Here is a 23,628-nt window from a genome sequence, read left to right as displayed (position 1 = left end):
GTCTCGCGCGCCCTGAAGCGGACAAACGATGACGACGATCGATTCGACGCCGCGCGTGCATGCGTGGCGCAGCCGGGCGGCGCGCGCGCTGCTCGCGGGGCTGCTCGTGCTGTTGGCCGGGTGCCAGAAGGAGCTGTACTCGGGCCTGTCGGAGCGCGACGCGAACCAGATGGTCGCCGTGCTCGGCGACGCGGGCATCAGCGCGTCGAAGGACAACGACGCGCGCGACACGTCGGACCGCAACGCGTGGCTCGTGAGCGTCGCGGACGGCGACATGCAGTCGGCACTCACGGTGCTGCAGGCGAACGGGCTGCCGAAGCCGAGCTATGCGAGCCTCGGCGAGCTGTTCCAGAAGCAGGGCCTCGTGTCGACGCCCGCCGAGGAGCGCGTGCGCTACCTGTACGGCGTGTCGCAGGATCTGTCGCGCACGCTGCAGGACATCGAGGGCGTCGTGGTCGCGCGCGTGCAGGTCGTGATTCCCGAGAACGATCCGTTGGCGGACAAGATCAAGCCGTCGTCGGCGGCCGTATACATCCGCTACCGGCCCGGCGTCGACCTGCGCGCGATGGCGCCGATGGTCAAGGATCTCGTCGCGCACAGCATCGAAGGGCTGCAGTACGACAACGTGTCGCTGTTCCTGCAGCCGGCCGCCGCGCGCGCGACACGCGTGGACGGGATCGGCAGCGCGGTGTCGGACGTCCTGCGGCTGCGTTCGCCACTCGGCTGGCTCGTGTTCGCGCTGATCCTGCTGACCTGCGCGGTCATCGCGCTGTCGGCCGCGCGGCGCGGGATGTTCGGCGCGCGGCTCGCGGGCCTGCTCGGTGCGCCGCGCGGGGCGAACGGTGCCGGCGGCGCGTCGCAGCCGGGCGGCGGCCTGCGCGCGGCGGACGGGGCGCGCGACGGCGCATGAGCGATCCGCACGCGCCGCCGCCGGGCGACGGGCTCAACCCGGCCGACGCCGCGCCGCTGCCGTGGCTGCAGCCGCTCGCGGCACCGCCCGCGCCGCGCCGCGCGGCGTTTCATGCGCTCGTCTGCGACTTCAACCTGCGGCCCGACCGCTACCTGCACGTGACGCGCGTGCCGGCCGACTGGCCCGCGCGCTACCGCTCGCCGGACGCGTTCGGCGCGGCCGGCCGCAAGCTGCTCGCGCGGCACCTGCTCGCAGTGAACGACGTAGACGGCCGGCACGACTTCGACGTCGCGAACCCGTGCGCGCGGCTCGCGCTGCTGCCGGGCGCGGCGCTCGAGCAACTGGCCGCGTATGCGGGACTGCTGCTGCATCGCGCGTGGCTGCGCGACGCGCTGGCCGGGCGCCGCATCCGCGCTGAAGTCGCGGCGCGGCTCGGCGGCGACGCGCTGGATCTCGCGCTCGAACGCGCGCCGGAATTCGGCGCGCTGGCCGAAACGCTCGAGCCGTGGCGGGCCGATCCCGCCGCGTTGCCGGTCGTGATCCGCGCGCGCGGCGGCCGGCTGCTCGCGGATTTCATCGGCGCGGCCGGCGAGGCGGTCGCGCGGCGCGTGCGCCTGAAATTCAACCGCGCGATCGACGACGAGGCGCCTTACTGGCTGAACCGCGCCCAGCGCGACCAGTTCGGCGAACTGATGTTCCTGTTTCTGATTCCCGAGAGGCTTGCGTCATGGGACTGGCTTTTCTGATCACGAGCGACAACCTGCAGCTGCTGTCGGAGCGCAAGGTGCTCAAGGAGCGCGAGTACGCGGCGCTGCTCGATGCGTCCGCGGTGATCGCGACCGCGCATGAAGAGGCCGCGCGCATCGTCGCCGACGCGCAGCGCGAATTCGACAAGCGCCAGGCGGCCGGCTACGACGAAGGGATGCGCCGCGCGCAGCGCGAGCAGGCCGCGCAGGCCTATGCGCAGGCGCTTGCGGCCACGCGCACGATGGAGACGATGAAGGATGCGATGGCCGATATCGTCGTGAAAGCCGTACGCGCGATCGTCGGCGAGATGAGCACGCAGAAGCTGTACGAGGCCGCGCTCGCGCGGATCGCGCCGCTCGTGCGCGACGAGGCGTTTCTGGTCGTGCATGTCGCGCCCGGCCGCCAGGACGAGATGCGCGACGCGCTCGACGGCGCGTTCGCCGGACAGTCGAACCGGCAGAAGATCCGCATCGTCGAGGACGCGCGGCTCGAGCGCCACGCGTGCACGGTCGAGACACCGTCCGGGCGCATCGACGCGAGTCTCGACCTGCAGATCGACGCGCTGCGCCAGGCGATCCGCCGCGATGCGCTGAAGGGCGCCGCGCGATGAACGCGCCGCTCGACGATCCGCAACCGTTCGGCGGCGACGACGACGGCGCGCCGTTCGATCGCGGCCGCCTCGTCGGCGAACTCGACGCGGGGCTCGCGTTCTTCTCGCCGGTATCGGTGCAGGGTCGCGTCAATCACGCGGTCGGGCAGATCCTGAACGCGACGGGCATCCGCGCGCGGCTCGGCGAGATCTGCGAGCTGCGCACGCCGAACCAGCCGACGCTGCTCGCGGAGGTGGTCGGTTTCTCGCGGCAGACGACGTTGCTCACGCCGCTCGGCGACGTGGCGGGGCTGTCGCCGGAGACGACCGTCGTGCCGTCCGGGCGCGAGCATGTGTTTCCGGTGGGGGACGGGCTGTTCGGCCGGGTGCTCGACGGGCTCGGCCGGCCGCTCGACGATCGCGGGCCCGTGACGGGCGCCGCGTGGGTGTCGACGCAGCAGGACCCGCCGAATCCGCTCGCGCGCAAGATGATCGACACGCCGTTTCCGACCGGCGTGCGCGTGATCGACGGCCTGATGACGCTCGGCGTCGGGCAGCGCGTGGGCATCTTCGCGCCGTCCGGCGTCGGCAAGAGCACGCTGCTCGGGATGATCGCGCGCGGCGCGCAGGCCGATGTGAACGTGATCGCGCTCGTCGGCGAACGCGGTCGCGAGGTGCGCGAATTCATCGAGCACAGCCTGTCGCCGGAGGTGCGCGCGCGGTCGATCGTCGTCGTATCGACCTCCGATCGCCCCGCGATGGAGCGCGTGAAATCCGCGCTGGTCGCGACCGCGATCGCCGAGCACTTCCGCGACGCGGGCAAGCGCGTGCTGCTGCTGGTCGATTCGCTGACGCGTTTTGCCCGCGCGCAGCGCGAGGTCGGCCTCGCGAGCGGCGAGCCGCCGACGCGGCGCAGCTTCCCGCCGTCGACGTTCGCGGTGCTGCCGCGCCTGCTCGAGCGTGCGGGGCAGGGTGCGCACGGGTCGATCACCGCGCTCTATACGGTGCTCGTCGAAGGGGACGAGGAATCGGACCCGATCGCCGAGGAAGTGCGGTCGATCCTCGACGGCCATATCGTGCTGTCGCGCAAGATCGCGCTCGCGAACCGCTATCCGGCGATCGACGTGCTCGCGAGCCTGTCGCGCGTGATGCCGCTCGTCGCGAGCCGCGCGCACCAGCAGGCGGCCGCGCGCGTGCGCGAGCTGATCGCGAAGTACCAGGAGATCGAGCTGCTCGTGCAGATCGGCGAGTATCGCGAAGGCAGCGACCGGCTCGGCGATCTCGCGCTGCGCGCGCGCGACGCGATCGGCGCGTTCTGCGCGCAGGCGTCGAACGAGGACGTGCGTTTCGATGCGCAGCTCGCGAAGCTGATGAAGCTGGCGAACGATCATGTCTGAAACCGACGACCGCCTCGTGCTCGCGACGCTCGCGCGCCTGAAGCGCGTGCGCGAGATGCGCAGCCAGATCGCCCGCGTCGCGGCCGCGCGCCAGCAGGGCGTCGCCGCGCAGAGCCGTCGCGCGCTCGATGCCGCGCAAGCGCAGCTTGCGCAACAGGTTGCCGCGAAGGCCGCGATCCAGGTGCGGCTCGCCGACGATCTGCGCGAGGCGCGCGCGCTGCAGGAGGCCGCGGCCGATACACGCACGTTCGACCGCCACATCGGCACCGCGAACGCATCGGTGAACCAGGCCGCGCACCTGCATCGCGGCCACGAGGCGACGCTCGCCGACCTGCAGCGCGCCGCGCGCAAGGCGAAGGCCGCCGAGGACAAGCTCGAGAAGGCCGGCGAGAAGGCGCTGCAGGCGCGCGCCGCCCGGATCGAGCGCGACGCCGACGAAGTCGCGGACGGTTACGCGGTGCGGCGTTTCTCGACGGCCGGCGCATGGGTGGCCGGGGTGGCCGGGGCGGGCGATACGGCCGGTCATGCGTCCACGCCGCCTGAAGCGGCCGCCGCGTTCGATGCGGAGATGTCCGGCCCGGCTGGCGAGGCCGCGGCCGACGATGCCGCGCCACCCGCGGCCGCGGAGCGCCGATGCTAGATCAGGCCGCGGGTTTCAACGACGTCGCGGGCACGCTGCGGCCGCTGCTCTACGTGATGCCGCGCCTGTTGCCGGTCATGTTCGTTGTGCCGGTGTTCAACGAGCAGATCATCACGGGCCTCGTGCGCAACGGGATCGCCGTCGTGATCGCCGCATTCGTCGCGCCCGCGATCGATTCCGCGCAGGTGGCCGCGCTGCCGTTCCTGATGTGGTGCCTGCTCGTCGCGAAGGAGGCGGTGGTCGGCATGCTGCTCGCGGGTGCGTTCAGCGCGGTGCTGTTCGCGATCCAGGGCGTCGGTTACCTGATCGACTTCCAGACCGGCAGCGGCAGCGCCGCGTTCTTCGATCCGATGGGCGGGCACGAGGGCGGTCCGACGTCGGGATTCCTGAATTTCGTCGCGATCACGCTGTTCGTCACGGCGGGCGGCCTGCAGGTGCTGGTGCAGCTGTTCGCGCAGTCGTACGCGTGGTGGCCGATTGGTTCGCTCGGCCCCGATTTCTCGTCGATGCTGCAGACCTTCATCGTGCGACAGACCGACACGATCTTCGAATGGATGGTGAAGCTCGCGGCGCCGGTGACGATCGTGCTGGTCCTTGTCGAGCTCGGCATCGGCCTCGTCGGGCGCGCGGTGCCGCAGCTGAACATCTTCGTGTTCTCGCAGCCGCTGAAGAGCGCGCTGGCCCTGCTGATGATGATGCTGTTCCTGCCGGTGGTGTACGCGTCGCTGCATTCGCTGCTGAGCCCCGACAGCGGGCTGATGGCGCTGCTGCGCGCGCTGTTCGCCGCGCACGGCGGCGGCTGAGCGCGGCGGCACCGACATGGCCGAAAAGGACCAGAAGCCGACCGCGAAGCGCCTGCGCGAGGCGCGCGAGAAAGGCGACGTGCCGAAGAGCGCGGAGACGGTTTCGTCGGCGTTCTTCGTCGGCGTGTGCGTCGCGCTCGCGGTGGGCATCGGTTCGCTGTTCGCGCGGCTGCAGGCGCTGTTCCGGCTCGTGTTCGACGCGGTGGGCGCGGCGGACCCGGCCGCGCGGCTCGCGGTGCTGATCGACGGCGCCGCGCGCGACTGGGCGACGCTGTCCGCGCAGATCGTCGCGGCCGGGTTGCTGGCCGGGCTGCTCGCGGGCTTCGTGCAGGTGGGCGGCGTGATGGCGTGGAGCCGTCTCGTGCCGCAGCTGTCGCGGCTCAATCCGGCCGAGGGCATGAAGAACCTGTGGTCGCTGCGCAACCTCGTCAATCTCGCGAAGATGCTGCTGAAGACGGCGCTGCTGGTCGCGACGCTCGGCTGGCTGATCGTCGAGTCGCTCGACCCGGCGGTGCAGTCGGGTTTCACGCGGCCGGTCTCGATCCTCGCGCTGATCGTGAAGCTGCTGATGCTGCTGTTCGGCTGGGCCGCGCTGATCTACATCGTGATGGCGCTGATCGACATCGTGCACCAGCGGCACGAGTTCAACCAGAAGATGAAGATGTCGATCGACGAAGTGCGGCGCGAGCACAAGGAGGACGAAGGCGATCCGCACATCGAGGCGAAGCGCCGGCAGCTCGCGCGCGAAGCGCAGTTCGCGTCGCTGCCCGACCGTATCGGCTACGCGTCGGTGGTCGTGTATTCGCCGCGCGTCGCGGTGGCGCTCTATTACGGCGGGATCGGCACGCTGCCGTGGGTGCTCGCTCGCGGCGAGGGCGACGCGGCCGAGCGGATCGTGCGGCTCGCCCGCGACGTGTTGCGCCCGACGCTCGCGAACGTCGGGCTCGCCCAGGCGCTGTACGAGACGACGCCCGAGAACGGCACGATTCAGCCGCAGCATTTCCGCGAGGTCGCGCAGTTGCTGAAATGGGCGACCGGCGGGGGGTGACGCGGCGTGGCGCGGTGGCGGTGAGCGTTTGTGCATGCCGCCCTTATTTCCTGCGCGCGTCGCGCATCGGCCGTCCATTCCCATTCGATATGGCCCCTTGGCGGGGCGATCCGCCCCCGGGGCTTGACGCGGGTTTTTTTCCGGATTTCGTCTGCGTTCACCAGTGAATTATTGCTGATTTATTTCTTCGTAATATGGCCCGACCGTCACGCCCGACGGCGGCCGCGAGTTTGCGCGGTACATGACGGAACAGGTCAACAGGGGCAGACAAATCAAATGTGCGGAATCGACGGCTTTCTGAATAGCGTCGCCTTCGATGAGGAGACAGCGCGCGGCACGCTCGCGCGAATGACGACGAGCCTCGCGCATCGCGGGCCGGACGGGCAGGGGATCTGGGTCGACCCGGAAGCCGGCATCGCGCTCGGCCACCGGCGACTTGCGATCCTCGACCTGTCGGTGCATGGCCGGCAGCCGATGGCATCCGCGTGCGGCCGCTACGTCATGGTCTTCAACGGCGAAATCTACAACCATCGCGAACTGCGCGCGGAGCTCGAGCGCGCGGGTCGCGCACCGGCGTGGCGCGGCCACTCCGACAGCGAGGTGCTGATCGCGGCGATCGTCGCGTGGGGTATCGAGGCAACGTTGCGCCGCGCGACCGGCATGTTCGCGTTCGCGCTGTGGAATCGCGCGTCGCGCGTGCTGACGCTCGCACGCGACCGGATCGGCGAGAAGCCGCTCTACTACGGCCGGATCGGCGACGCGCTGGTGTTCGCGTCCGAGCTGAAGGCGCTGCGCGGTTATCCGGGTTTCGACGGCGCGATCGATCGCGACGCGCTGTGCCTGTACCTGCGTCAGTCGAGCGTGCCTGCGCCTTACACGATCTATCGCGGCATCCACAAGCTGCCGCCCGGCACCTACATCCAGTTCGAGCATGCGCGCGACACGCCGCGCGTGCGGGCGTACTGGACGCTCGAGCAGACGATCGAGGCGGGCCGTGCGCAGCCGTTCGAGGGCAATGCCGACGAAGCCGTCGACCAGCTCGACGCGATCCTGCGCCGGGCCGTCGCGCGGCAGATGGAAGCGGACGTGCCGCTCGGCGCGTTCCTGTCGGGCGGCATCGATTCGTCGACGATCGTCGCGCTGATGCAGGCGCAATCGTCGACGCCGGTCGACACGTTTACGATCGGCTTCCACGAGGCCGGCTACGACGAAGCCGGTTACGCGAAGGCCGTCGCGCGCCACCTCGGCACACGCCATACCGAACTCTACGTGACGGCCGACCATGCGCTCGGCGTCGTCCCGAAGCTGCCGTCGATCTACGACGAGCCGTTCGCCGATGCGTCGCAAATCCCGACCTTCCTCGTGTCGGAACTGACGCGCCGGCACGTGAAGGTGAGCCTGTCCGGCGACGGCGGCGACGAGCTGTTCGGCGGCTATACGCGCTACTTCCTGACGCCGCGCCTGTGGCGCAAGCTGCACCGCGTGCCGGCGGCCGTGCGGGCGCGCATCGCGGCCGCGCTGCATGCGCTGCGGCCCGATCACGCGGACCAGCTCGCGGCCGTCGCGCAGGGCGCGTGGGGCGGCGTGGAGGCGCGCGACACGGCGACGCGCATCGGCGATCGCCTGCACAAGCTCGGCCACGTGATGACGGCCGAGAGCCGGATCGGGCTGTACCGGCTGCTGATGTCGTCGGTGCATCATCCCGAGCGCATCGCGCTGTCGGGGCAGGAGCCGCCGACGCCGCTCGACACGGTGTCGGCGTGGCCCGCGCACCTGAGCTTCGCCGAGCAGGCGATGGCGATCGACACGCTCACCTACCTGCCGACCGACATTCTCGCGAAAGTCGATCGCGCGGCGATGGCCGTGAGCCTCGAGACGCGCATGCCGTTCCTCGATCATCACGTCGTCGAATTCGCGTGGCGCGTGCCGGCGTCCGTGCGCTTGCCGGAAGGGCAGTCGAAGGCGCTGCTGCGCCGGCTGCTCGACCGGTACGTGCCGTCCGCGCTGATCGACCGGCCGAAGCAGGGCTTCTGCGCGCCCGTCGATCACTGGCTGCGCGGCGCGCTGCGCGACTGGGCCGAGGCGCTGCTGCGCCCGTCGCGGCTACGCGAAGAAGGCTTCTTCGACGCGACCGCGGTCGAGCGGCTGTGGCGGCAGCACCAGACCGGCCGGATGAACTGGCAGCACCCGTTGTGGACGGTGCTGATGTTCCAGGCGTGGCTGGAACATCAGCGGGCGGCGTGATGCGGCGTGATATCGGCGCCCCGCGGACGGCGCGCCGATATCAGCCCACGATCAGCGGCGTGCCGACCGACAACTGGTTCGGATCGCGTGAAACCGACGGATTGAGCTGCAGGATCTCGTTGAGTGCGAGCATATCCTGCTTGCCGCGCGGCATCGCCTGCCGGTCGGCGCGCGACACGTGCGCGGCGTCGAGCAGCGACTGGCGATGCCGGTCGGCGATCACCCACAGCGAATCGCCGGCCACGACGATATAGGGCTGCGGCGACCCGGACGGTTGCGCGGTCGACGGCGTGGCGCTGGCCGACGGCGAAGCCGGCGCGGCAGGCGAGGTACCGGGCGACGCGGTTGTCGAAGCGCTCGGCGCGGCGCTGGCCGAAGGATGGGCCGAAGCGCTCGGCGACGCGCCGGGCGCGAGATGCGATTGCGACGAATTCGACTGATTCGACGCGCCGGACCCCGAGCCGAAGAACGTCGTCCACAGACCTTCGATCAGCTTGTACGCGAACGCGCCGACCGGAATCAGCACGACGGCCGTGGGGATCTTCTTGATCAGCGGCGTCGCGTTCGGGAAATGCGTGTTCAGACGCCCGCCGAGCAGCAGCGCGGTGGACACGCCGGTCGCGATGGCGAGATCGTAATGGCCGCCGCTCCACTGCACGCCGGTGCCGAGACCGCCGTACGCGACGGCCATGAAGTCGCTCGCCGAATCGGTGAAGCGCACGATGCGGCTGCGCTTGTCGGCATTCACGCGGTGCGCGCCGATCGTATAGACGAGCCCCGCGTACGTGGCACCCAACGCACCGCTCGCGATGGCGGCCGAGCCGTAGGCGAGATCGAACGCGCCGTGCGCGTGCACGACGCCGCTGATGCCGACCGCGAGCGTCGCGGTCGACGTGATCGCGGCGCCCGCGCGACCCGCGATGCCGAACAGGTGGCGCGGGTTGCCGGTATGGAGCTGCTGCAGCGACGTGCCGCCGACGGTGCCCTGCATCTGCGCGAGCACGTCCGCGGCGAGCGCCTTGATGTGGGTGGTCGCGTCGTCGAAACTCATCAGCCCGACGCGATTCAGTTCGACGTACTGCGCGGCCAGCGTCCGCGCTTCGTTCGAGATTTGCTCCAGCTGGGCGCGCCGGTTCTGGCCGTAATCGTGCGCGCCCGAGCGCAACTGCCGCGACAGCGTCACTTCGAGCCGCGTGAGGACCGCCTGCGCGGCCTTCGGATCGCCGGCCTGCAGGCTGCGCACCGCGCCCTGGTGCATGACCTGGAACACGCGGCCGAGACGCGAGCCCAGCAGGAACGACGACGTCGCGCTGCTCAGCATGTCGTGCCGCAGCACGTGCGTCGCACCGAGCGTATCGGCGATCACGAGCGCGCCCGCCCCGGTGACGAGCGAGCTGAAGCCGATCGACTTCCACAGCTCCGCCTTGCGGAACGACGGCCGGTGCACGCGCAGCGCGTTGATCTGCGCGAGCGCCTGCAGTTCCTCGATCATCTTGGCCTGTTTCGGGTTCGCCGCGATCTGCCGGCCGACGCTGATCGGCTTCGACGGGTCGTTCTTCAGCGCTTCACGCTCGACCACCGACTGCCAGTAGGCGCGACTGTCGGCCAGCGGCCCGGCGGGATCGGCGCTCGTCACGACGGTGCCGCGTGCGGGCGCGCGGCCGCCGGCTTCCGCGAGCCAGCGTTCGCCGAAGCGGCGGGCGAGTTTTTCGGTGCGCGTGGCGGGCGGATGGTCGGCCGACGCCCACTGCGTCATCGCATGCTCGATCGTCGCCTTGCGGGCCTGGTTGACGAGCGCGGTCGTGTTGCGTTCGTACATTTCGCTGCGCAGCGTCGCGAGCGCGTCGTCGGACAGGCCTTTCGACTTGCCGATGCGCGCGATTTCCGCGAACAGCACCTGCTGCTGGTTCGCGAACGCCTCGGGGCTCACCGGTTCGAAGACGCGCGTGAGCGCGTCGGCGCCGTGCAGCCGGGCGAACTTGCCGTGACGGTCGGTCTGGTAATAGTCGACGATCCGTTCCGCCAGCGCCCGCGTCAGGTCCTGGTTCGCGATGAAGTCGGTCCCGTGCGTGCCGTACGACAGCCCGACGTGCAGCCAGTCGATCGCCTTGCGGTCGAGCAGCGCATCGAGCAGCTCGACGTGGCCGGCGCCCGGCACCGGTTCGAGCACGGCGTCCCACCCGTGAAAGCTCAGCATCACGTTCGGCGCGGGTGCGCCGGGGTGATCGTGCGACCAGCGCTCGAACGACGTCATGAGCCGCGTGTATTCGGCGTAGCTGTCGTTGGTGCCGGCGATCGTGCGGCGGTCGTCCGCGGACACGAGCGGGCGGCCGGCCGCCGCTTCGAGACGAAGCTGGAAACCGTAGCGCGACGCCGCGGTGAGCCATTGGTGCAGATGCGCGATGTCGTCGAGCTCGAGCGTGCGCGTGGTGCCGTCCGGCGTCTCGCGCGTGATCGTCGCGTCGGCCTCGTTGTAGCGCGCGCCGATCGGGGACCCGAACTGGCGGGCGCGCCGGATGAACGCCGGGTCGTGCTTGCCGCCGCGCGCGGCCGCGAGCGTGTGCGGATCGACCGGAATCGACACCACCGGCATCGCGCCGCCATATTGGTCGATGTAGCGCACCGCGAGCGCCGGATCGTCGCGCAGGTTGAACGCACGTGCCATCGGTGCGACGCGGTCCTGGATCTCGGCCGGCGCGCGCACGAACGCCTGGATCGCGCGCTTGTCGATCATGCGTGCCGCGCTGTGGCGCGTGGCGTACGCCTGCATCCACTTCACGAACCGGTTGTGATCGCCGTGTGGATCGGCGACCGGCCCGCGCGACGGCATGCTCGACACCTCGCGCGCGAGACCAAGGGGGATGCCGAGCGCTTTCAGCATCGGTGCGTCGGCCAGGATCGTCTGCGGTTCGTCGGTCAGCGCGAGGCCGCCGGCATCGGGCTGGTTCCGGCGTGTGGCGACCGCCTTCACGCGGTCGACCGTCGGGAACCAGTCGGCCACCTTGGCGGCGCCGTAGCGCATCACCCATTCCGCGACCGTGCTCGACCCCAGGCTCGGCTGGTATGGCCGCAGCGTCAGCGGCTTGGCGGCCGGCGTTTTCGGCGGCTTCGGCGCGGCCGGCACGTTCGACGCATTCGACGCATTCGCGGCGCGGCGGCTGCGCCGGCCGCCCTTGCCGCGCAGCGCGTTGCGCACCCGGCCGGCGGGGCGGGTCGTGCCGCCGCCCGCCGGCTGCGCGGCCTGCTGGGCGGCGGCGAGGTCGGCTTGCGCGGCTTTCACGCGATCGATCTGGCTGGCGATCTGCGTGCGGATCCAGCGCGTCGCGAGGTCGAACTTCGCCGGCAGCGCATCGAAATTCGATTTCTCGTCGAGCAACTGCGTGAGCCGTTGCGCAAGCGCGGCTTTCTGCGTGGCGGTCGCGCGCGGATCGAACGCATCGGGCGCGAGCGTCGACAGCAGGAAGTGCTGATTCGCGCCGAACGGGCCGCGCCCGAGCGGCATCTCGTCGAGCGGGCGGCCCGCGTCCGGCCGGTCGCGCAATTGCTCGGCGTCGTCGTACCAGCGCGCGTTGCCATCGCGGATCGCGATGATGCCGCGGCGCGCATGCAGCGATTCGGCGACCGGATGATCGGTCTCGTACACGTACACGTAGTGATCGCCGCGGATGGCCTTCAGCTCCAGCGCGCGCATCAGATGCAGCGTGTTCGCGCCGCTGAAGTCGATCGCGAGCTGTTCGTTGTCCGGGACGAGCTTCGGCGGCAGCAACGGACTGTCGGCGCCGTCGATCTCGGCGATCTTGCGGCGCACGCCGGGATCGACCTTCGCGAGGCCGCGCTGCACGCGCGTGCCGAGTTTCTGCATCGGCGGCTTCTCGTCGCCGAGCGCCTTGCGCATCGCGGCCGGCGCGAAGCCGCCGTAGCGCTCGACCGTGTCGTGCGCGACGTCCGTCACGACGAATCGCACGCCGCGCCGGCCGCCGGACAGATTGCGCGCGCGCCGGCGGAACGCGGCGCCGAGATCGCGCGGTGCGATCGTCGCGTCGCCGAGCGAGGTCGACTCGTGATAGGTCCAGTCGTGCGCGGCGTTGCGCGTCGCGTAGCCGAGCACCTTGCCGGTTTCCTTGTCGATCGCGTAAAGCGTCGCGCCGTCGCCGGCCGCCTTCGCCGCCTGCTTCGGCCGGCGAAAACGCGGCGCGTCGGCGAGCGATTTCAGCGTCGTGACGACGCTCGCGTCGGGCGTCGCCGCCGCCTGTTCGGCTTCCCAGGTGCGGCCGTCGCTGCGCGCGGTGATCCGCGCGGCGCCGCCGTACTCGCGCAATTGCGCGAGCGACACGGGCGACACGTAGAAATCGACGTCCGCCCGTTGCGCGCCACCGTTGTCCTTCAGCGCGCGATAGACCGCGTCCGGGATCGGCGCGGCCGGATCGGCGGACGCCTTGTCGACGAACGTACCGTTGCCGTCGGTGCGCATGCTCGCGATGAACTTCGGCTGTGCATGGCGCGCCTCGACGGAGGCGTCCGGCCGCGGTTCATGCTCGGCGATCAGCACGTGCGCGTTCGTGCCGAACGCTTCCTTCATCTGCTGGAGCGACGCGAGTTGCGAACCGTCGATGCGGACCAGGTCGCGTTTGCCATGCGACGCGAGGTGATCGAGCGCATGCCGACGGCTCGCGGCGTCCGCCGTCGCGGCGGCGGCCGGCACGTTCGACGCCGGCTGCGGTGCGGGCGCCGGCATCTCGCGCGGCACGCCGCGCGCATGCATCGCGTCGGCCTGGTTCGCGTAGTACGCGCGATAGTTCATGTGGCCGGGCACGGACGGCGCGGCATCGCCGAAGGCGGCCGCGAGCCGGCGCAGCCCGGCTTCGTCGCCGGGCATCACGTGGTCGGCTTCCCGTGCGATCGCGTTGGGCAGGCGGGCGTCCCGGGCGATGTCGATGCCGCCGTCGTCGAGGATTTCGCGGCGCACCGCGAACGCGTTCGCCTGCGCGCGCGCTTCGGCCATCAGCGCACTGTCGGTCAGCGCCTCCGGCGACGAGCGATCGAGCGCGAGGCGGCGCGTGATCGTCTCGACCGCGTGCTGCGCTTCGTGGGCGAGCGTATAGACGAGCGTGCCGGTGCCGTGGAACTGCCCGTCGAGCACGATCCGCTGCTTCGCGGTATCGATCCGGCTGCCGCGCCCGGGCCGGCCCACCACGATTTGCCAGCCGGCCTCGCCGGCCAGCGCGACCTGCTGGCGCAACAGGCTCGAGCGGTCGATCAGCGCATGAGCGGCCTTCGGCAGCGGCGCGCCGCCGAAACGCATGCGGATGCGCGTGACGACGGACGGCTTCTGCACGAATGCGTCGGGCGGCAGGTGTTCGGCGATGCCCGGATGCGCGAGCTCGATCGCGCCGCGCGCGATGCCGTCTTCGAGCGTCACGCGCAGCGCGCCGATCTCGCGGACGATGCCTTCGACGTTCAGCTTCGGCGCATCGGTCATGACCGTCGACGGGTCGCTCAGGTAGAAGTCGCCGTGCGCGTCGAACACGCCTTCGAAGTCGTAGTACAGGCGGTGCCGCGCGGTGATGTCGCGCGCACGGTCGAGCTGCGCGAATGCGTCGCGGGTGACGCGCGCCGGCAGCACGCCGGCCATCACGTCGTGGCTGCTCAGCGACGCGAACGGCGCGTACATCACGGCCACGCGATCGAAGGCCGCGAACGGGCCGCCGACCGTGAGCGTGCGCAGCCCGTGCGCGCGCAGCGCCGCGAGGCCTTCCTGTTCGAGGCGGATCGATTCGATGTGACCGAGGATCGCGCGATTGTCGGTGCCCTGGTAGAGGCCGATCGCATTGCGGCGGCCGAGTTCGAACACGGTCTTCTCGATGCCGGCGCCGGTTGCCGCGCCGGTGAAGCGCTCGACCGGCACGCGGGCGGTCGGATCGCCGCTGACGTGGACGCCGTTGCCGTCCACCTCGAGCGCGCCGAGGTCCGGGCGCAGGTGCGGCGCCGGATCGTAACGCAGCCACGCGTTCGTATGGCCGAGCCGTGCCTCGGCACCGAGCCCGACCGCGATCGTCGGCGGGGCGTAGACGGGGCGCTGCCAGACGTTCGCGAGCCACGCGGCGGCGTCGCGGCCGTTGCGTGCCGAGAGGATCACCGACGAGCCGGGCAGGCCGAGCACCGAGCGGTGCGCGAGCGTGACCTCGACCGGCGTGTATGGCCGGCCGTCCGGATCGACGAGGCGGCCTTGCGCGTCGGTGACGCCATGCACGATCACGATGCGGCCGTCGCGGTCGTAGGACAGCGGGCCCGAGCGGTCGAGCGTCAGTGCGTCGACGCCGGCTACCGGCTTGCCGTCGAACGGCGACGCCTTCACCGGGCGGGCGCGCGACCATGCCGTTTCCTCGGCGAGCGTGGCGGCCGTGTCGCGCGGCGCCGGCATCGTGACCCCGGTACGCCGCGCGGCCTGCGCGTGGCGCCGATACAGCTCGCCGTAGGTCACGCCGCCGTCGAGCGACGTCGGGCTGTGCTCGAACGCGTCGGCGAGGCGCGCGAGCGAGGCGGCGTCGCCGGGCCGCGCGCGGCCGTATTCGTTGGCGATCGCCTCGGGCAGCGCGACGTGGCGGCCGATGTCGACGCCGAGGTTCGCCCGGATCTCGTCGCGCACCGCGAACGCGTTGACCTGCGCACGCGCCTCGGCGAGCAGCGCGCTACGCACGTAACCCTGCGTCGAGCCGTAGTCGAGCCCGAGCGTGCCGGTCGCGGCCTCGAGCGCGTGGCGGGCTTCATGCGCGAGCACGTAGACCATCGATCCGGTCGACCGCAGGCCGCCGTCGATCGTGACGCGCCGCCGCCGCGTATCGATCTTGCTGCCGCCGCCGGGCTTGCCGCGCACGACTTTCCAGCCGGCGTCGGTGCCGAGCCGAAGCTGCTGAGACAGCAGGCTCGACGCGTCGATCAGCCGGTACGCTTCCTTCGGCAGCGGGGCGCCGCCGAAGCGCATCCGCACGCGCGTGATGACCGACGGTTTTTGCACGAACGCATCGGGCGGCGGCGTTTCGGCGAGCCGCGGATGCGCGAGTTCGATGTTGCCGCGCTCGAGGCCTTGCGTCAGCGCGCGCTCGATTACCGCGAGCCGCTGCAGCGCGGTGAAGTGCTCGCCCGCGCCCGTGCCGATCGGGCCGGGGTCGCTCAGCAGGAAATCGCCGCCGCGCGTGAAGAGGCCTTGCAGGTCGAAGCCGATGCCCGTGCGTTCGACGACTTCGCGAATCTGCCGGATATGCTCGAGCGCCGCGCGCGACACCACGCGCGGCAGCGCGCCCGTCTCGAAGCCGTAGCTGTGGAACACGCCCAGCGGCCGGTACAGCACGGCGACGCGGTTCAGCGCGGAGAACGGACCGTGCATCGTCACGGTCTTCAGGTCGTACGCGGCGAGATCGTCGAGTGCGATGCTCTCGTCGATCGCCGCTTCGATCTGGCGGGCTTCCGACGTATGCGGGCCGTGGTCGTAAACCGCGAGCGCGGCATCGTGGCCGAGCGCGAACACGGTTTTCTCGCCGCCGGCGCCGAGCAGTTCGCCGACGTGACGCTCGACGTCGATCCGCGCGGCCGGATTGCCCTCGACGTGCACGCCTTCGGCGTCGGCCGCCAGCGGCCCGAGATCGTGCGGTGCCGCGGGCGCCGGGTCGTAGCGGCGGAACACGCCGGTGTCGAGCAGCGCCGCGCGTTCGCCGACCGCGTGTGGGGGCGGCGCATACACCGGCCGCTGCCACAGGTTCGCGAGCTGCGCGGCAGCCGCATCGCCGCCGTGCTTCGCCGACAGCACGATCGAATAGCCGTCCTTGATCAGGAACGACGGCGCCTGGTCGAGCGCGTATTCATGCACGCTGGCCGGTTGTCCATCCGCGAGCAGCGTGCCGTCCGGCAACGTGTCGGCATGCAGCATCAGCACGCCTTCGTCCTGCAGCATCGTGAAGTGGCGGCTGCGCGCTGCTTGGAGGTCGGCCGCGGCAGGCACGGGCCCGTCGCCGAACGGCGACGCATAGTCGGCATGCGCGCGGCTCCAGGCGACGCGTTCGTCGAAGCTGCGCACGCCGCGCGGCGCGTCGGCGGTCTCGTGCGTTTGCGGCGCGGGCATTCGGCGCGGGATGCCGCCGCGGCGCTTCTGGCGCGACCATACGTCGTCGTAGAAGTCGCGGTAGGTCTCGCCGTCGCGGCCCGACACGGGCGCATCCGCGAATGCGTCGACGAGGCGTCCGACCGTGCCCGCATAGTCGTGCGACGGCGCGCGCCACGCGGCGCCTTCGCGCTCGATCGCATCGGGCAGGCGCACATGCGCGGCAATGTCGCCGCCACCCGCGAGCTTGATTTCGTAGCGTGCCTCGAACGCGTTGATCTGCGCGCGCGCCTCGGCTTCGAGCGCCTTGCGCGTGAAGCGGCTGCGGTTGCCGTAGTCGAGATTCAGCACACCGGCCATCGCCTCGACCGCATGGCGCGCTTCGTGCGCGAGCGTATATGTGATGCTGCCCGGATGCTGGAGCGCGCCGTCGATCGTCACGCGACGCTTGCGCGGGTCGATGCGGCTGCCGCCGCCGCGCTTGCCGAGCGTCACGCGCCAGCCGGCGTCCTGCAGCATGCGCAGTTGGGTGGCGAGCGTGCCCGACTGCATCGCGAGCGCCTGTGCGGCTTCGGGCAGCGCCGCGCCGCCGAAGCGCATCTGCATCCGCGTGACCCAGCCCGGCTTCGATGCGCCGGGGTCGGGCGGGGCGGTCTCGGTCGTTTCGGGGTGCGCGGCGGCGAGGCCGATGTCGTCGTTCGCCGCGGCGCGACGTTCGCCGCCGGTCGGTGCGGGAGCGGTCGGGTCGCCCGCGTCGTCGATCGCGCGCGTGCCGCGGTCGGCCGCGGCCGTTTCCCGCTCCGCGTTCCGCTCGGGCGCACCGGGGCGTTCCGGCTTGACGAGCACGAGCACGCGGTTCGGCGCGCTGAACACGCCGTCGAGCGCCTTGACCGGCTCGGGCGGCGCGGCCGTACGGGGCATCGCCGGTTCGTTCGGGCCGCGCTTGCCGGCCAGCACGATCACCGTGTCGTCGCCGGCAGCCGGGCGGGGCGATGCCGGCGGCGTTTCGTCGGCCGCGGCCGCGCCCGGCAAGCCGGTTTCGGCTGCCGGGGTTTCCGGCGCGGGATCGAAACGCAGCACGCGTGCGTCGGCGCGCAGCTGGCCGTCGGCGCCGAACGCGTCGGGTGCGGCGGCGTAGACGGGCTTCTGCCAGCGGTTCGCGAGTTCGGGCGCCAGTGCCGCGTCATGTTCGCCCGCGACGACGATCACCGGCTCGTCGAGATCCTGCGGGCGCAACGCGGACGGCCGTGCGCCAGGCGCGTCCTGCGCCGCGCGGTCGCGCACGACATAGACGGTGCGGTCGCCGACCTCCAGCGGTTCGGCGCTCGGCCCGCGCGGGACCGCGACGCCGGCCGGATCGCGCGCGGCCGGTCGGGCGGCCGGCGCTTCGTCCGTCAGGTCGACGATTTTCACGTTGACGCGCGGCGGCGAGCCATCCGTCTTCGTTCGCGTGCCGCCGCCGGCGGGTTCCTCGAGGTCGGCGGGCCGCGTCCGCAGCGCCTGCGCATCCTCGCTGCGCCGGTCGTTGCGCGCGGCCGACGTGCGGTCCAGTTCGGTTTCGTCGTGCTGCTGATCGACGCGCGCGCGTTCCTGGCTCGCGCGCTGCGTGCTGCGGGCGTTGTTCGCCGTGCTGGCCGTTTCGCTTTCGGCGGCCGTCTGCGCGAGGCTGCGCGGCGCCTGCGCGTCGGCGCCGCTTGCCTGCCGGATCGCTTCGCTCGTCTGCGCAAGGGTGTGATCGAGCAGTTCGAGCCGCGTCTTCGGGACGACGTTCGGCGTCGTGGTCATCTCGCCGTCCGGGCCGAACGACAGGCGCTCGCCGGTTCCCGTCACGTCGTCGATGCGCGTGCCGTTGGTCCATTCCTTCGGCGAGGCCGACACGACGGACAGCGTGCCGTCCTCGCCGAGCACCACCGATTTGCCGGGCGGCATCTGCTTGCTCGACGTCTTGTCGAGCACGCGGATCGGTTGGTTGTCGTAGGTCAGGATCTTGTCGCCGACCATCAGCATGCCGTCGGGCGACACCTTCACGGCTTCCCCGTCGAGCGTCGCCCGGGTGCGGCCGTAGGCGAGCGACGACACGTCGCCCTTGTTCAGGATCTGGCCGAGCATCTGGCTGTCGACCGTGACGGTGTCGCCGTCGGCCCCGCGGATCGGCACCGGCCGGCCGGTGTGCGTGCGCACCGACGTCACCGCGCGTTCCTTGAGGCCACCGGCGGCCATCAGCGCGACGTTGGTGATCCCGGACTTGAGCTGCTCGCCGGCCGCCTTCGTGTCGCCCTTGACGAAATAGTCGTAGCCCGCTTCGCCGAACGCCTCGACCGCGCCGCCCACGCCCGTCACGACCGCGGTGGCGCGCGCGCCGGTGGTAAGCACCGACGCGACCTTCGGCGTGCGCGTGAGCGCCGTGACCGCGCGCGTGAACAGCTTGCTGCCGGCGAGCTTCGCGGCGCCCGCCGCGCCCATCGGCACGAGGTTGATGAAGTCGGCCCGCGCGCCCGCGTCGGTAAACGGATTGAGACTGCGCCCGTGGTCGGCGCGGTTGGCCAGATCGAGGCCCGCGCTCGTCATCGTCGCGCCGATCGCCGTGTACATCATCCCCGCGCCGAGGATGTTCAGCGGCACGCCGACGATCGCGCCGATGCCGGTGCCGTCGAGCAGCGTGCCGAGACCTTCGAGCGCCATCCCGCCGACCATCATGCCGATGTTCAGGCCCGTGCTGGTCAGCGTGTTCAGGAAACTGTCGAAGCCGCTTTCGTGATGCGCGGCCTTCGACACGAGCTGCAGCGAGCCGTCCGCGTTGTGACCGGTCGCGATGTCGACGGTGCCGTCCTTCGACAGCTCGTTGTTGTCGATGTAGTCGTTGATGTCGTTGTAGGTGCTCGCCGTCTCGTCGACGTACTGCGTGCCGTCCTTGCCGCTGACCTTGAACAGCGCGCTGGTGGTCATGCCGGCATCCTTGGCGGCATAGACCATCGGCAGCACGTTGACCTGCGTCGTCGCGCCGCCGCCGATCGACAGCAGCTTGTCGCGCACGCTGTTGATCGTCGACAGCTTGTCCTTGTCGGTGTAGCGCGCGACATCGTCCTTCGTCGGCGATACGGGATCCGAACCATCGCTCGACGATGCCGTGTTCGGCACGTCGGGCTGCATGCCGAGCGCGACGCCGATCAGGTTGCGCTGCTCGTTGTCGGTCAGCTTGCCGAACGCGATCGTATCGCCGTTCTGCGTGCTCGCGCTCGCCGCGTCGAGTAGCGAGTTCGACAGCTCGCCGCGGTGCGCCTCGTAGAAGTCGTGCAGCGCCTTCTTGTAGTCGTTGCCGGCGTCAGAGTCGGGCGCCGCGTAGCGCAGCCGCTCGTCGAGTCCCGCGTCGAATTGATCCATCAATACCTGCTGATGCGACGTCTCGCTCAGCAGTTGCAGACGTTGCACCGCATTGTCGGCCTGCGTGACGGCCGCCTTCGCCTTGTCGAGCGGGTCCTGGTACAGGTTGGGCCGCGGCATCGACGGCGCCGGGATCATGTCGTCGCCCGCGACGGTGCGAAAACGCATCGGCGGCGGATTCGCGGCTGCCCAGTCGTCGTACTGCTTCTGCACCGACGCGAGCGTGCTCTTCGCCTGCGTCTGCTGGATGCGCGCCTGCGACAGCGCGAGCTGGGTCGCGCGCTCGTTTACCGAATCCGACATCCGGCCGTCGGCCGCGCGGATCGCGCCCGCGACGGTCTGCATGCGCTTCACGTCGAGCATCGTCGGGCCGGCCTGCGCGGCGGACGGGCCCGACGACTGCGGCAGCAGGAACGGGCTGTCGAGCAGCGGCGACGCGGGCAGCGACGCTGCGCCGTTGGACCCGGGCAACGTCGGCGGGGCCAGCGGCGACGCGCTCGGCAGCGGCGGCGTGCCGGAGGGGGCGGCCGACGTCGCCGTCGACAACGACGATGCGGGCAGCCCCGGCAGGCCGTTCGCGGTCGACAGCGACGGCGTCAGCAGCGGCGGTTGAAGCCCCGGCTTCGTGAATATCGATTGCGCGTTCACCTGCGCCTTGATCTGCGATGCCTGATCGTCGTACTGCTGCGCGAGCGTCGCACCGTACGCGACGACGAAACCGTCGTGCGCGATGCTTGCCTGCTGCTTCGCCTGATCGAGCTTCGCATACGCATCGCCGAGGTCCATATCGACCTGCGGATCCTTGATCATCGCGTGCGGATTGTCCTTGTGCCACGCGTTGGATGCGTCCAGCTTCTTCGTATAGTCGGCCTGCAGCGCGTCGACCTGCCGCTGCGCGGACAGCATCTGCAGATAACCGCCGCTCGTGTTCGCGGCCGTCTGCGCGCGGGCGAGCGCGGTCTTCGCGTCCGACACCGCATTCGCGACGACCACCGTCGGTCCTTCCTTGCCGCTGGCCGAATCGTAGTGCTGCTGCGCGTTCGTGAGCGCCAGGCTGTCGTTGGCCGCGCCGTACGCGGCGTTCGCGTAGTTCGCATCCTTCGCGGCGGACGTGACCGCCTGCTGCGCGGCATCCTGTGAAGCGGGGGCATCGGGCATCGTGACCTGCAGTTCCAGCGGCTGCAGCGCATCGTTCAGCCGCCCGACGCCCGCATCGAGCGCGGCCTTGTAGTCCGGATCGGCGAGGTACGACTGGAACTGCGTATACGCGAGGTTGGAATTCGCGACGTCCGCGAAGTATTTCGACGCGCCCACGGCCGCCTTCGCGCTGGCGGTCTGCCAGTCGTCGTAGAGCCGGATCTGCAGCGGATTCTTGCAGTCGCCCGGCTGCGGTACCCAGTTCGGATCGTTCGCATGATCGGGGAAGGCGGCCAGCAGCGTCTTGAACTGCTGGTCGGCCGCGTGCTGCGCGTCGCCGGCGTCCGTCACCTTGCCGGAATCGTCGATCTTCATCCCGGCCGGCATGTCGGCGTTCGCCTGTTCGCCGTACAGGATCATGTAGCCGGCGTCGGTGGTCACGTTCAGCTCGCGCTGCGCGGTGTCGGCCGCCGTGCGCGCCTTCGCGTAGTCGGCCTGCGCGGTCTTGCGGTCGTCGGCCGTCGACTCGGGATCGCGGTTGACCAGGTGCAGCACGTTCTGCGCGCCCTGCAGCGTCTGCGATGCGTTGTCGTAGTTCGTCTGCGCGTCCTGGATCGCTTTCTGCACCGCGCGCGTCTTGTCGTTCTCGACGGTGATGTCGGGCGGCGGCGCCGTATATTGCGCGGCCATGTTCTGGATCAGCGACGTCGCGGACTGGATCTCGGCGTTGGTCGGCTTCGACGGATCGGTGGCCAGCGATGCGGTGACGGGAATCGGCGGGGCGACGCTCGGGCTCGCGGGCCCGGCGGCCGGATCGTCCTTTTTCGGCGGCGGAGGCGGCGGAGGCGGCGGTGCGACGACCGGATTCAGCGTTTCCGACAGGAAGCGCTGCCAGTTGACACCCAGTCCCACTCCGTCGATCAACAGCATGCTCGTCTCCGTTGAACCGCCCAATGCGCGGCACGCGCGGCGCCCTGCGCGCCGCAACGTGATCGTTCGAGTGTACGGACGCCCCCGGCGACGGGAACACCGCTGTTTCGTAGCGGCAGGAAGGGGCCGGCGCCCGGGCGCCGCGCGGGCTACGAGACGGGCGCCGCGTGCGGCAGCCGTGCCGCGCGGCGTGGTTCGGACCCCTGAAAGCGACGCGCGTGCAGGGCGCCGCGTGCGCTCATGCGGTCACTGATCGAGACACCGCACGCACAGCCGCTTCGTCTGGCTCGCCGACAAGCCGTGGCACATCATCACGACCGGGCGCGCATGGCACGACGGCGGGTCGGCGGAGGCAGCCGGCAACGGCAGCCTGCGCGCGCGATCGGGCGGCGTGGTCGCGGCCGCGTCCATGCGTCGCTGCCGCGCCAGCGGCGGCACGTCACGCACCACCGGGATCGGTTCGACGCCGCCTTCGCGCGCGTTGCGCTGCGCGCTCGCGACGACGCGGCTCACGTAGCCGCTCGAGAAGCCGGTCGTGAAGTTGCCGCTGTAGTAGCACGACAGCGCCGCGCGCAGTGCGGCCTGCGTGGCGCGGCCGGTGCCCGACGAGCGCGCGAAGCATTCGGTCAGGATCGCGCCGCCGGCCTGCAGGTTGCGGCATGGCTCGAACATCGTCGTTTCGTCGAGCCCGTATTTCGCGAAGTTGCGCGCGTTCACCTGCGCGAGGCCGACGCTGTAGCTGTAACCGCGCGACGACAGTTCGCGCGCGGTCGCGCGCGCTTCGTCGAGCGACGCGGGCTGGCGCGTCAGGTGGCCGCCGACCACGCCGATCGCATACGGATTGAAGCCCGACTCGGTGCGCACCAGCGCGGCGAGCGTGTCGGGATCGACGTTCGGCGCGCAGGCGCGCGCGAGTCGAGCGAAACCCGCGGCGGCGCCGGCCGCCCGCGCGTCACGCGGCTGCAGGCCCGCCAGCGCGAGCACGGCCAGCGCGCACAGGCACGCCGCCGCGATTCGTAGGCCGCGCGCGTTCATCCCGCACCCGCCACGCGGTACGACATCACGAGCCCGTGCACGAGCAGCGACCAGCCGTCGAGCGCGACGAACAGCAGCAGCTTGAACGGCACCGAGATCGTCGTCGGCGAGATCATCTGCATCCCGAGCGCGAGCAGGATGTTCGCGACCAGCAGGTCGACGACGATGAACACGATGTAGATCACGAAACCGATCTGGAACGCCTTCGTCAGCTCGGCGAGCGTGAAGCTCGGCACCAGCACGAGCAGGTCGTCGTCCTTGATGCCGTCGGCGCGGTGCTTCGGCCAGACCGACGTCGCGGTGCGCACGAAGAACTCGCGGTCGCGCTGCCGCGTGTGCGACACGAGGAATTCCTTGATCGGCGGCAGCGCGGCATCGGCGAGCGCGCCGACGTCGGCCGTCGACAGCTGTCCCGACGCGTCGAAGTGGCGCGCCTGCAGCGCATCGCGGATCGACATCCCGACGGGCGCCATGATGAACAGCGACAGGATCAGCGCGATGCCGTTCAGCACGAGGTTCGGCGGCACCTGCTGGATGCCGAGCGCGGAGCGCAGCAGGCCGAGCACGACCACGAGCTTCGTGTAGCTCGTCACCATCAGCGCCGCGAACGGCGCGATGCCGAGCGCGGCGATCACCGCGATCAGCGCGACCGGGTTCGGCAGGTTGCCCATC

11 protein-coding genes are annotated in these 23,628 nt (G+C 70.9%); 8 read left to right on the top strand and 3 right to left on the bottom strand.

All coding sequences use genetic code 11. The features are described 5' to 3' along the window. Positions 1 to 28 precede the first annotated feature (28 nt). The 8 genes from sctJ (at position 29) to asnB (ending at position 8,378) form a co-directional block, all read left to right on the top strand. Positions 29 to 910, top strand: a complete 882-nt coding sequence (gene sctJ / locus AC0KUR_RS06025; protein WP_034189400.1) for a type III secretion system inner membrane ring lipoprotein SctJ — start codon at positions 29 to 31, stop codon at positions 908 to 910. Then, complete coding sequence (locus AC0KUR_RS06020) at positions 907 to 1,656, top strand: SctK family type III secretion system sorting platform protein (protein WP_473375543.1); 750 nt, start codon at positions 907 to 909, stop codon at positions 1,654 to 1,656. The genes sctJ and AC0KUR_RS06020 overlap by 4 nt, the downstream gene beginning before the upstream one ends. Next, positions 1,638 to 2,267 (top strand): type III secretion system stator protein SctL, encoded by a 630-nt coding sequence (sctL, locus tag AC0KUR_RS06015; protein WP_034189402.1) that lies wholly within the window; start codon positions 1,638 to 1,640, stop codon positions 2,265 to 2,267. The genes AC0KUR_RS06020 and sctL overlap by 19 nt, the downstream gene beginning before the upstream one ends. Beyond that, positions 2,264 to 3,643, top strand: coding sequence for a type III secretion system ATPase SctN (sctN, locus tag AC0KUR_RS06010; protein WP_034189403.1), 1,380 nt, complete (start codon positions 2,264 to 2,266; stop codon positions 3,641 to 3,643). The genes sctL and sctN overlap by 4 nt, the downstream gene beginning before the upstream one ends. Then, positions 3,636 to 4,283 (top strand): hypothetical protein, encoded by a 648-nt coding sequence (locus AC0KUR_RS06005; RefSeq protein WP_175029176.1) that lies wholly within the window; start codon positions 3,636 to 3,638, stop codon positions 4,281 to 4,283. The genes sctN and AC0KUR_RS06005 overlap by 8 nt, the downstream gene beginning before the upstream one ends. Further along, entirely contained in the window at positions 4,277 to 5,086 is an 810-nt protein-coding gene (gene sctT / locus AC0KUR_RS06000) for a type III secretion system export apparatus subunit SctT (protein WP_034189405.1), read from the top strand. Before AC0KUR_RS06005 ends, sctT begins: the two co-directional genes overlap by 7 nt. Before the next feature lie 16 nt (positions 5,087 to 5,102). After that, positions 5,103 to 6,134, top strand: a complete 1,032-nt coding sequence (locus AC0KUR_RS05995; protein WP_473375542.1) for an EscU/YscU/HrcU family type III secretion system export apparatus switch protein — start codon at positions 5,103 to 5,105, stop codon at positions 6,132 to 6,134. A 276-nt stretch (positions 6,135 to 6,410) separates the two neighbouring features. Further along, entirely contained in the window at positions 6,411 to 8,378 is a 1,968-nt protein-coding gene (gene asnB / locus AC0KUR_RS05990) for an asparagine synthase (glutamine-hydrolyzing) (protein WP_034189407.1), read from the top strand. A 40-nt stretch (positions 8,379 to 8,418) separates the two neighbouring features. Here the strand turns inward: asnB and AC0KUR_RS05985 are convergent, their stop codons facing one another. From AC0KUR_RS05985 to sctR, 3 genes are all read right to left on the bottom strand, one after another. Then, positions 8,419 to 21,921 carry an LWXIA domain-containing protein gene (locus AC0KUR_RS05985; RefSeq protein ID WP_473375541.1) on the bottom strand — a complete coding sequence of 4,501 codons (13,503 nt, stop codon included), beginning with the start codon at positions 21,919 to 21,921 and terminating at the stop codon, positions 8,419 to 8,421. A 246-nt stretch (positions 21,922 to 22,167) separates the two neighbouring features. After that, the gene (locus tag AC0KUR_RS05980) at positions 22,168 to 22,956 is read right to left on the bottom strand and encodes a lytic transglycosylase domain-containing protein (protein WP_473375540.1); all 789 of its coding nucleotides are present in this window, start codon (positions 22,954 to 22,956) and stop codon (positions 22,168 to 22,170) included. Then, on the bottom strand, positions 22,953 to 23,627 hold the full coding sequence (gene sctR, locus AC0KUR_RS05975; protein ID WP_049034062.1) for a type III secretion system export apparatus subunit SctR: 675 nt from the start codon (positions 23,625 to 23,627) through the stop codon (positions 22,953 to 22,955). Before sctR ends, AC0KUR_RS05980 begins: the two co-directional genes overlap by 4 nt. Position 23,628: the final 1 nt, after the last annotated feature.

Source organism: Burkholderia sp. YHN3-13 (assembly GCF_055810675.1).
This window is presented reverse-complemented; position numbering and strand designations above follow the sequence as displayed.